General features: G+C 62.4%; 8 protein-coding genes. 2 read left to right on the forward strand and 6 right to left on the reverse strand.

Annotated features, from left to right (window positions below; all coding sequences use genetic code 11):
• Positions 1-571: 571 nt before the first annotated feature.
• The 5 genes from asd to leuC all read right to left on the reverse strand — a co-directional run bounded on the left by asd (position 572) and on the right by leuC (position 5,842).
• Positions 572-1,684: an aspartate-semialdehyde dehydrogenase gene (asd, locus tag ACF8EF_RS17420; RefSeq protein ID WP_021784927.1), complete on the reverse strand. Its 1,113-nt coding sequence runs from the start codon at positions 1,682-1,684 to the stop codon at positions 572-574.
• Between the two features lie 63 nt (positions 1,685-1,747).
• Positions 1,748-2,830 (reverse strand): 3-isopropylmalate dehydrogenase, encoded by a 1,083-nt coding sequence (gene leuB / locus ACF8EF_RS17425; protein WP_003247194.1) that lies wholly within the window; start codon positions 2,828-2,830, stop codon positions 1,748-1,750.
• 54 nt (positions 2,831-2,884) lie between these two features.
• Entirely contained in the window at positions 2,885-3,649 is a 765-nt protein-coding gene (locus ACF8EF_RS17430; RefSeq protein ID WP_339536160.1) for a methyltransferase domain-containing protein, read from the reverse strand.
• A gap of 118 nt (positions 3,650-3,767) precedes the next feature.
• Positions 3,768-4,412, reverse strand: coding sequence for a 3-isopropylmalate dehydratase small subunit (gene leuD / locus ACF8EF_RS17435; protein ID WP_003247192.1), 645 nt, complete (start codon positions 4,410-4,412; stop codon positions 3,768-3,770).
• The gene (gene leuC, locus ACF8EF_RS17440) at positions 4,409-5,842 is read right to left on the reverse strand and encodes a 3-isopropylmalate dehydratase large subunit (RefSeq protein WP_392460943.1); all 1,434 of its coding nucleotides are present in this window, start codon (positions 5,840-5,842) and stop codon (positions 4,409-4,411) included. Before leuC ends, leuD begins: the two co-directional genes overlap by 4 nt.
• 131 nt (positions 5,843-5,973) lie before the next feature.
• On the opposite strand from leuC, the gene ACF8EF_RS17445 reads away from it, so the two are divergent.
• Both ACF8EF_RS17445 and ACF8EF_RS17450 read left to right on the forward strand, forming a co-directional pair.
• Positions 5,974-6,852 (forward strand): LysR family transcriptional regulator, encoded by an 879-nt coding sequence (locus ACF8EF_RS17445; RefSeq protein WP_176685815.1) that lies wholly within the window; start codon positions 5,974-5,976, stop codon positions 6,850-6,852.
• 61 nt (positions 6,853-6,913) lie between these two features.
• Complete coding sequence (locus tag ACF8EF_RS17450) at positions 6,914-10,210, forward strand: PAS domain S-box protein (protein ID WP_392460945.1); 3,297 nt, start codon at positions 6,914-6,916, stop codon at positions 10,208-10,210.
• An 86-nt stretch (positions 10,211-10,296) separates the two neighbouring features.
• Here ACF8EF_RS17450 and ACF8EF_RS17455 read toward each other — a convergent pair whose 3' ends face one another.
• The gene (locus tag ACF8EF_RS17455; protein ID WP_019437397.1) at positions 10,297-10,740 is read right to left on the reverse strand and encodes an Hsp20 family protein; all 444 of its coding nucleotides are present in this window, start codon (positions 10,738-10,740) and stop codon (positions 10,297-10,299) included.
• Positions 10,741-11,153: the final 413 nt, after the last annotated feature.

The raw sequence follows: 11,153 nt of genomic DNA on the forward strand, positions 1-11,153 counted from the left end.
GGCGTCGCCATCGCAAACGGACTGTACGCCCGATCAAAACCGGCGCTTAAGCTTTTGAGCTTTTGGGTTGTGCGCTTACACATCAAGCAGACATTCATTCACGATGTTGGCGCCTATTCACCTTTCCGCCCTTCCGGCGGGTTACTTTGGTCGTGGCCAAAGTAACCAAAACCGTCGGCTCCCATCATCCGGCCCCTACGCTACGCTTCGGGGTCCCCTCGCTCCGGGCTTGCTCCCGGGAGGACCGCGCTGCAGGCCCCATCCTGGGGCCCAGCGCTTGACGGGCATCCATGCCCGTCACCTCCCTTCGCAAGCCCTGCGCTCGGCCTCCTGAAGTCGCAATCTGCGTCGCCTGAACTACCGCGCGCTTAGAAGCAAAAGCAACGGCAACGGCAACGGCAACGGCGAGAGCAAGGGCAAGAGCAAGGGGTCTGTCAGAGCAGACATTTCGCCATTAAACAGCGGCATGAATTATCTGGCGATTAGGCCCGCGACCCAAATGCATACTTTCAGGCATAAAAAAATACCGCACTGTCACCAGTGCGGTATTTTTCAGGTGAAGCCTGAACGATCAACGCTCCAGCAGAATCCGCAACATGCGGCGCAGCGGTTCGGCGGCGCCCCACAGCAGCTGGTCACCCACGGTGAACGCGCCCAGGTACTGCGAACCCATGTTCAGCTTGCGCAGGCGGCCAACCGGGATGTTCAGGGTGCCGGTGACCTTGGTCGGGCTCAGCTCCTGCATGCTGATTTCACGCTGGTTCGGCACCAGCTTCACCCAAGGGTTGTGCTGGCTGATCATGCCTTCGATGTCGGCGATCGGCACGTCCTTGTTCAGCTTGATGGTCAGCGCCTGGCTGTGGCAGCGCATGGCGCCGATGCGCACGCAGATGCCGTCTACCGGGATCGGGCTCTTGAAGCGGCCAAGGATCTTGTTGGTTTCGGCCTGGGCCTTCCACTCTTCGCGGCTCTGACCGTTCGGCAGTTCCTTGTCGATCCACGGGATCAGGCTGCCCGCCAGCGGCACACCGAAGTTCTCGGTCGGGAACGCTTCGCTGCGCATGGTCTCGGCAACCTTGCGGTCGATATCGAGGATGGCGCTGGCCGGGTTGGCCAGGTCATCGGCCACTGCGGCGTGGGTAGCACCCATCTGCTTGATCAGCTCGCGCATGTTCTGCGCGCCGGCACCCGAAGCCGCCTGGTAGGTCATGGCGCTCATCCACTCGACCAGACCGGCCTCGAACAGGCCACCCAGGCCCATCAGCATCAGGCTGACGGTGCAGTTGCCACCGATGTAGTTCTTGGTACCGGCGTCCAGCTGCTGGTCGATGACCTTGCGGTTGACCGGATCAAGGATGATCACCGCGTCATCCTGCATACGCAGGGACGAAGCGGCGTCGATCCAGTAACCCTGCCAGCCGGCTTCACGCAGCTTGGGGAAGACCTCGTTGGTGTAGTCGCCGCCCTGGCAGGTCAGGATAACGTCGAGGGTCTTGAGTTCTTCAATCGAATAAGCGTCCTTGAGGGGCGCTGTATCCTTGCCCACGTTCGGACCCTGGCCACCAACATTGGAGGTAGTGAAGAACACCGGCTCGATAAGGTCGAAATCCTGCTCCTCCAGCATCCGCTGCATGAGCACGGAACCGACCATACCGCGCCAACCGATCAGACCTACACGTTTCATCGCAACTACACCTTTGCTAAAAGTGGGCCGCCACCGGGAATTTTGGGGGGCGGGCCAGAGAGATTACAGATTCCGCAGCGCTGCGACTACTGCGTCGCCCATTTCCTGCGTACCAACTTTGCGGCAGCCTTCCGAGAAGATGTCGCCGGTGCGCAGACCCTGGTCCAGAACCAGGCTCACGGCCTTCTCGATCGCCTCGGCGGCAGCCGACTGATTGAAGCTGTAACGCAACATCATCGACACCGACAGGATGGTCGCCAGTGGGTTGGCGATGCCAAGGCCTGCGATGTCCGGTGCCGAGCCGTGGCACGGCTCGTACATGCCCTTGTTGTCGGCATCCAGGGACGCCGAAGGCAGCATGCCGATGGAACCGGTCAACATGGAAGCTTCATCCGACAGAATGTCACCGAACATGTTATCAGTCACCATCACGTCGAACTGCTTGGGTGCACGCACCAGCTGCATGGCAGCGTTGTCGACGTACATGTGGCTCAGTTCCACGTCCGGGTAGTCCTTGGCCACGTCCTCGACCACTTCACGCCACAGCTGGCTGGAGGCCAGAACGTTGGCCTTGTCCACCGAGCACAGTTTCTTGCCGCGCACGCGGGCCATGTCGAAGCCGACACGGGCAATACGGCGCACTTCGCTTTCGCTGTACGGCAGAGTGTCGTAGGCCTGGCGTTCGCCGCCTTCCAGCTCGCGCTGGCCGCGCGGGGCACCGAAGTAGATGCCGCCGGTCAGCTCACGGACGATGAGAATGTCCAGGCCCGACACGATTTCCGGCTTCAGCGACGAGGCATCGGCCAGTTGCGGGTAAAGGATGGCCGGGCGCAGGTTGGCGAACAGGCCCAGTTGCGAGCGGATCTTCAGCAGGCCTCGTTCCGGGCGGATGTCTCGCTCGATCTTGTCCCACTTCGGCCCGCCCACAGCCCCCAGCAGCACCGCATCGGCCTTGCGCGCACGCTCCAGGGTTTCGTCGGCCAGCGGCACACCGTGCTTGTCGATGGCGGCACCGCCAATCACGTCGTGCGCCAGACTGAAGCCGAGCTGGAACTTGTCGTTGGCCAGTTCCAGTACCTTGACCGCTTCGGCCATGATTTCCGGGCCGATACCGTCACCTGGGAGAATCAGAATCTGCTTGCTCATGCTTTCCTCTATCCATTCACGCGGTGTGGCCAAGCGGGCCCCACCGAAAAGTGCTTAACGCTCGGCCCACAACACCAGCACATCGGTGCTGAACGAGCCGTCGGCCTCGATCTGGTAATACTGCCGTACTTCTTCGCCCATGGCTTGCTGCAACTGGCGGATGGCCACGCGCATCGGCTCGGGTGTGCGCATGCGCTCAACCCAGGTGCTCCACTCCAGGCGCAGCGGTTGGCGGGTGTGGCTGCGCACGTGCAGGCCGGCTTCGCTGACCTGCCGCTGCCACTCGGCGGCGGAATAGTCGCGCACATGGCTGGTGTCGCGCAGCACTTCGACCGTTTGCAGGTAAGTGTCGAGCAGCGGGCTGCCCGGCGACATCACGTCGATGAACGCCGCCACACCACCCGGCTTGAGGACCCGGCGCACTTCGCGCAGGGCCAGGCCCAGGTCGCTCCAGTGGTGGGCCGAATAACGGCTGAAGACGAAGTCGAACGAAGCATCGGCGAACGGCAGGCGTTCGGCAGCGCCGCGTTCGGTAATGATATTGCCCAGGCCGCGTTCGGCGGCGGCGCTGGCGACCACGTCGAGCATGGATTGAGAGAGGTCGTAGGCGACCACTTCGTTAACCAGCGGGGCGACGTGGAAGCTGACATGACCGGCACCGCAGCCCAGGTCCAGCACGCGGGCATGGGCCTGCCCTGCCAGCTCGGCCTGCAGCAGGGCGAATTCACTGCCTTGGGCGTGCACGGCGCTGCTGAGGTAGGCGCTGGCCTGTTCGCCGAACTGGCGTTGGACCACATCGGTGTGCTGGGTGCTGGTCATGTCTCGTTCCTTTAGATTTTTGTTGCCTGTGCCGGCCTCTTCGCGGGTAAACCCGCTCCTACAACGACCGCGTACCCCTCTGTAGGAGCGAAGAGGCCGGCACTTTCACCTACGAACTTCAGGCATCACGGAACAGCCAGGGCTGGCTGGCACGGTGCTTGGCTTCGAAGGCCTTGATCGCATCGCTGTCCTGCAGGGTCAGGCCGATATCGTCCAGACCGTTGAGCAGGCAGTGCTTGCGGAACGCATCGATCTCGAAGTGCAGCACCTTGCCATCCGGGCGGGTCACCGCCTGCGCCTGCAGGTCGATGGTCAGCTGGTAGCCCGGGTTGGCTTCGACCTGTTTGAACAGCTCGTCGACTTCCTCATCGCTCAGAATGATCGGCAGCAAGCCGTTCTTGAAGCTGTTATTGAAGAAAATGTCGGCAAAGCTCGGCGCAATGATGCTGCGGAAGCCGTACTCGTCCAGCGCCCAAGGGGCATGCTCACGGCTGGAGCCGCAACCAAAGTTCTCCCGCGCCAGTAACACGCTGGCACCCTGGTAGCGCGCGTGGTTGAGCACGAACTCCTCATTGACCGGGCGCTTGCTATTGTCCTGGTAGGGCTGCCCCACATCCAGGTAACGCCACTCGTCGAACAGGTTCGGGCCAAAGCCGGTGCGCTTGATCGACTTCAAGAACTGCTTGGGGATGATCTGGTCGGTGTCGACGTTGGCACGGTCCAACGGTGCGACGAGGCCAGTGTGCTGGGTAAAGGCTTTCATGCTGCGCTCCCTTGGATCAACTCGCGGACATCGATGAAGTGGCCAGCTACAGCAGCAGCGGCGGCCATGGCCGGACTGACCAGATGGGTACGACCACCGGCGCCCTGACGGCCTTCGAAGTTGCGGTTGGAGGTGGACGCGCAGTGCTCGCCGCTTTCCAGGCGGTCCGGGTTCATCGCCAGGCACATCGAGCAGCCTGGTTCACGCCATTCGAAACCGGCTTCGAGGAAGATCTTGTCCAGGCCTTCACGCTCGGCCTGAGCCTTGACCAGCCCCGAGCCCGGTACGACGATGGCTTGCTTGACACTGGCAGCCACCTTGCGGCCCTTGGCGATTTCCGCCGCTGCGCGCAGGTCCTCGATTCGCGAGTTGGTGCACGAGCCGATGAACACACGGTCGAGCTTGATATCGGTGATCGCCTGGTTGGCGGTCAGCCCCATGTACTTCAAGGCACGCTCGATCGAACCACGCTTGACCAGGTCGGCTTCGGCAGCCGGGTCTGGCACACGCTGGTCGACAGCCAGAACCATTTCGGGCGAAGTGCCCCAGCTGACTTGTGGCTTGATCTGGGTGGCATCCAGTTCCACCACGGTGTCGAATACGGCGTCGTCATCCGACACCAGGTCTTTCCACGATTCGACCGCTTGCTTCCACTGCTCGCCCTTCGGCGCGTACGGACGGCCTTCGACGTAGGCAACGGTGGTGGCATCGGTCGCCACCAGGCCCACGCGGGCACCGGCTTCGATGGACATGTTGCAGATGGTCATGCGGCCTTCCATCGACAATTCGCGGATGGCACTGCCAGCGAACTCCATGGCGTGACCGTTGCCACCGGCGGTGCCGATCTTGCCGATCACGGCCAGCACGATGTCCTTGGCGGTAACGCCGGCCGGCAATTGGCCTTCCACGCGCACCAGCATGTTCTTCATCTTCTTGGCGACCAGGCACTGGGTGGCGAGCACGTGCTCGACCTCGGAGGTGCCGATGCCGTGGGCCAGGGCACCGAAGGCGCCGTGGGTGGAGGTGTGCGAGTCACCGCAGACCACGGTCATGCCCGGCAAGGTGGCGCCCTGCTCCGGGCTGATGACGTGGACGATGCCCTGGCGCTCGTCGTTCATCTTGAATTCGACGATGCCGTATTCGTCACAGTTCTCGTCGAGGGTCTGCACCTGCAGGCGCGACACCTGGTCGACGATCGCCTCGATACCGCCCTTGCGCTCTGGCGTGGTCGGCACGTTGTGGTCCGGCGTGGCGATGTTGGCGTCGATACGCCACGGTTTGCGGTTGGCCAGGCGCAGGCCTTCGAAGGCCTGGGGCGACGTCACTTCGTGGATGATGTGGCGGTCGATGTAGATCAAGGACGAGCCGTCATCACGGCGCTTGACCTCATGGGCTTCCCAGAGTTTGTCGTAGAGCGTTTTGCCAGCCATCAGACTGTTCCTCATCAGCGTCTTTCTATGCCAAAGACCCCTTGGCTTGTACGGACGATGCTAGGGGGTTAGATTGAATAACTCAAATTCATAATTTTTATGCTTTGGATAACCCAAAGGAATACGACACCATGGACCTGGCTAACCTCAGTGCCTTCATCGCCATTGCTGAAACCGGCAGCTTTTCCGGCGCAGCCGAACGCCTGTTCCTGACCCAACCGGCCATCAGCAAACGCATCGCCGGCCTGGAGCAGCAACTGGACGTACGCCTGTTCGACCGCCTGGGGCGCGAGGTGACCCTGACCGAAGCCGGACGTGCCCTGCTGCCGCGGGCCTACCAGATCCTCAACGTCCTTGATGATACCCGACGGGCGCTGACCAATCTGACCGGGGCCGTGAGCGGTCGCCTGACCCTGGCCACCAGCCATCACATCGGCCTGCACCGCCTGCCCCCGTTGTTACGGGTCTTCACCCGCCAGTACCCGGCAGTGGCGCTGGATATTCAGTTCATGGATTCGGAACAGGCCTACGACGAGATTTTGCATGGCCGAGCCGAAATCGCCGTGATCACCCTGGCGCCCGAGCCACACCACTTGGTCAAGGCTGTGCCGGTGTGGGACGACGCCCTGGACTTCGTCGCCGCCCCCGAGCATCCGCTGGCCAGCAACCAGGCGGTCAGCCTGGCTGACGTCGCCCGCCACCCGGCGGTATTCCCCGGTGGCAATACCTTTACCCACCATATTGTCCAGCGCCTGTTCGAAAGCCAGGGCCTGACGCCGAACATCGCCATGAGCACCAACTACCTGGAAACCATCAAGATGATGGTGTCGATCGGTCTGGCCTGGAGCGTACTGCCACGCACCATGCTCGACGAACAAGTTGCACCCATCGCTTTGCCCGGCATACAGCTTTCGCGCCAGCTAGGCTACATTCTGCACACGGAGCGTACGCTATCGAATGCGGCCAGGGCATTCATGGCCCTGCTCGACAGCCACTCAGGGCCCACCTGACCGGTTGTCAGCCAGCTATTCCGATTCCAAGGACACGTCATACGCCACAGGTCTGGTACCGATGCCCAAATCAGCAAACCGCTTTTTGCGCCTGCCGCGAATACCTGCAGCTGATCCCCAGGAGTCCGAGCAGGCCTGGCAGAGCGCCCCGCAACTGCTGGCAGCGCTCAACGGTGCGCACCTGGGTGCCTGGCTATGGGATATCGAAAGCGGCAGGGTCAGTTGGTCGCGGGGTACCCAGGCCCTGTTCGGTTTCGATCCACAGCGGCCACTGCCCGCCGATATCGATTACCTCGACCTGCTGCCCGAGGAGGACCGCGCCCGTACGCGCCAGGTGTTCCAGGCGGTGGTCAACGGCGAGCCAGTGGAACAGGCCATGCGCCACCGTATCCGCTGGCCGGACGGCAGCCTGCACTGGCTGGAGATCAACGGCAGCCTGACCCACGACCCGCACGGCCGACCGCAGATGATCGGTGTGATCCGCGAGATCACCCGTCAGCGCGAGCGGGAAACGGCGCTGATCAATTCGGAAAAGCGCTTCGCCACGCTGTTCCACCTGAGCCCCAACGCCATTTTGCTGACCCGCCGCCACGATGGCATGATCTTCGAGGTCAACCAGCACTTCGAAGACATGTTCGGCTGGCCCGGCAGCCAGGTGATCGGCAAGACCAGCCTGGAACTGGGCCTGTGGGTCAACCCCGAACAGCGCCACCAGATAATCGAGTCGACCCGCGCCAACGGCGGCCCGCTGACGATGGAGGTGCAATTCCGCGCATCCAGTGGCAAGGTGCATGATGGCATCCTGTGTACCCAGGGCATCGAACTGGAAGGCGTGACCTTCCTGATCAGTACATTCGTCGACACCACCGAACGCAAGCGCGCCGAGCAGGCCCTGAAAGACAGCCAGGAGCGCCTGGACCTGGCCCTGGATTCGGCACAACTGGGCACTTGGGACTGGCACATTCCAAGCGGCATGCTCTACGGCTCGGCCCGCGCCGCGCAGCTGCATGGCTTGCCGCCTATCCCCTTTCATGAATCGTTCGATGCATTCTTCGAGGGTGTGCCAGAGCAAGAACGCAACTCGATGCGACAGGCCTACCGTAGCCTGCGCGAAGGGCCTGCCGGTAACTATCAGATCACCTACCGAGTGCAGTTGGAAAACGGCGCTTCACGCTACATCGAAAGCCGCGCTCGGCTGTACCGCGACGACCAGGGCATCCCCCTGCGCATGGCTGGCACCTTGCTCGACATCACCGACCAGGTGGAGCGCGAACAGCGCCTGAGCGCCTCGGAAGAGAAGTTTGCCAGCCTGTTCCAGGTCAGCCCCGACCCGATCTGCGTCACTCGCCAGGATACCGGCCAGTTCATCGAGATCAATCCGGCGTTCACCCAGACCTTCGGCTGGAGCAGCGAGCAGGTGCTTGGGCGTACCGCAGAGGAGATCGGCCTGTGGGCCGAGTCCGTTGAGCGCGCGCAACGTATCGAGCAGGTGATCCGCGAACAGGCGTTGAGCAACGTCGCAGTGATACTCAACCACCGCAATGGCACCCCACTGACCTGCGTGATTTCCAGCCGCCTGATCACCGTCGACGACCAGCCGTGCAGCGTTACCACCCTGCGCGACATCACCCAGCAACAACGCGCAGAAGCAGCGCTGAAGTCCAGCGAGGAGAAGTTCGCCAAGGCCTTCCACTCCAGCCCCGACGCCATCACCATTACCGAACGCCACAGCGGCCGCTACCTGGAAGTCAACGACGGCTTCTGCCGCCTGACCGGCTACAGCACTGCCGACGTGATCGGCCACACGGTGTATGAGATCGGCATCTGGGCCGACGACAAGCAGCGCAGCGCGCTGCTGGCCGAATTGCGCGAGCGCGGCCGGGTACACCACCGCGAGATGCTCGGGCGAAACAAGCGTGGCGATATCCTCACGGTGGAGGTTTCGGTGGAACCGATCACCCTCAACGAAGTGGACTGCCTGCTGCTGACTGCCCGCGACGTCAGCCAGTTGAAGAACGCTCAGGCGCAGATACGCCACCTGGCCTATCACGACCCGCTGACCAACCTGCCCAACCGCGCCTTGCTGATGGACCGCCTGAGCCAGCAGATCGCCCTGCTCAAGCGCCATAACCTGCGTGGCGCCCTGCTGTTCCTCGACCTTGACCACTTCAAGCACATCAACGACTCGCTGGGCCACCCGGTGGGCGACACCGTGCTGAAGATCATCACCGCCCGTCTGGAGGCCAGCGTGCGTCTGGAGGACACCGTAGCGCGCCTGGGGGGCGACGAGTTCGTGGTACTGCTCAGCGGCCTGGAAGGGAGCCGCGAACACGTGGAAGAGAAAGTGCGCGAGCTGGCCGACACCCTGCGCGAACTGCTGGCCGAGCCCATGTCACTGGATGGCCAGCGCCTGCAGGTAACGCCCAGCATCGGCGTGGCGCTGATCCCCGACCACGGCACCACACCGGCCGACCTGCTCAAGCGTGCCGATATCGCCCTGTACCGGGCCAAGGACTCCGGTCGCAACACCACCCAGCTGTTCCACACCACCATGCAGAAGGCCGCCAGCGAGCGCCTGCGCATGGAAAACGACCTGCGCCTGGCCTTGGCCCGTGGCGAACTGGCGCTGCACTTCCAGCCGCAAGTGGATGCCCGCGACAACCGCATCGTCGGCGCCGAAGTACTGCTGCGCTGGCACCACCCGCAACTGGGTCAGCAACCGCCCTCGCAGTTCATCCAGGTACTGGAAGAAAGCGGCCTGATCCTTGAAGTCGGCAGCTGGATTCTCGACGAAGCCTGCGACGCCTGCGCCCGCATGCTCACCGACGGGCTGATCGACGCTGATGATTTCAGCCTGTGTGTGAACATAAGCCCGCGACAATTCCGCCAGAACGACTTTGTCGGGCGGGTGCTGCGCAGCCTGGACGATTATCGCCTGCCGCGGCAGATGCTGACGCTGGAAATCACCGAAGGCATCGTCATCCAGAACCTGGAAGACACCATCAGCAAGATGCGCGAGCTGAAGCGTTACGGCGTGAGTTTTGCCATGGATGACTTCGGCACCGGCTATTCCTCGCTGACTTACCTGAAGCGCCTGCCGGTGGATGCGCTGAAAATCGACCAGAGCTTCGTACGCGACGCCCCTGTCGACCCCAACGACGCAGAGATTGTCCGCGCCATTGTCGCCATGGCGCGCAGTCTGGACCTGGCGGTGATTGCCGAAGGGGTAGAGCTGACCGAACAGCTGGCGTTTCTCGAGCGACTGGGGTGCCATCTGTACCAGGGTTATCTGCACAGCCGGCCATTGCCGTTGCCGGAATTTCGGCAGATGTTGCTGGAGGCGCCGGCAGATTACTGATGGCATGGCTCTCGCGCACCTACGGGACGGCGCGAGAAGCACGAAAAAGGGCACCTCTGGAGGTGCCCTTTTTCATTGCAGTGCGATCAGTTCAGCGCTGGTTTTTCGCCATTGATCGGAATGCGCTTGGCCTTGGCTTCTTCTGGCACGATGCGCAGCAGGTCGATGCTGAGCAGGCCATTGGCCAGGCCGGCGGCCTTCACTTCGATGTGATCAGCCAGGCGGAACGACAGCTTGAAGGCGCGCTGTGCGATACCCTGGTGCAGGTAGGTCACTTCAGCGGCGCTATTGTCGCGCTTGCCACCGGTCACGGTCAGGACACCTTTTTCGACCTGCAGGTCGAGGTCCTCTTCCTGGAAACCGGCTGCAGCAACCACGATGCGGTAGTGGTCATCGCCATGCTTTTCCACGTTATAGGGCGGGTAGCTGCTACCGGCCTCGTTACGTGCCGCGGATTCGAACAGGTCGTTGAAACGGTCGAAACCAACGGAATGGCGGAACAGTGGAGCAAGAGAGAAAGCAGTAGTCATGGTCATAAACTCCTGAGATTCAGCAAGTAAGTCATTACGCGACCCGGCTTCGGCATCGCGTACTCAAAAGATATGGCCGAGGGAAATGCTTTCAAGGGGTAAATAGAAAAAATTTGATTTTTTTGCACGGGGTTTGATGGCCTCTTCGCGGGTGAACCCGCTCCTACGACGGCCTGTGCCCCGCCACCGACCTGAGTCCACCACCGATCCGGCGTAGGAGCGGGTTTACCCGCGAATACGGTAGCGGCGGCAACGCTGAACGGCGGGTGGAGATTGGCCAGCAGGGCCGGCCCTTTCGCGGATAAACCCGCTCCTACGAGGACCTGCGCCCAATCACCGACCTGTGTCCACCACCGACCCGCTCCTACGAGGGCCTGCGCCCAACCACCGACATGGGTCCACCACCGATCCGG

The sequence above is a fragment of the Pseudomonas sp. zjy_15 genome, from assembly GCF_043101865.1.
In the GTDB taxonomy this organism is placed as follows: domain Bacteria; phylum Pseudomonadota; class Gammaproteobacteria; order Pseudomonadales; family Pseudomonadaceae; genus Aquipseudomonas; species Aquipseudomonas putida_Y.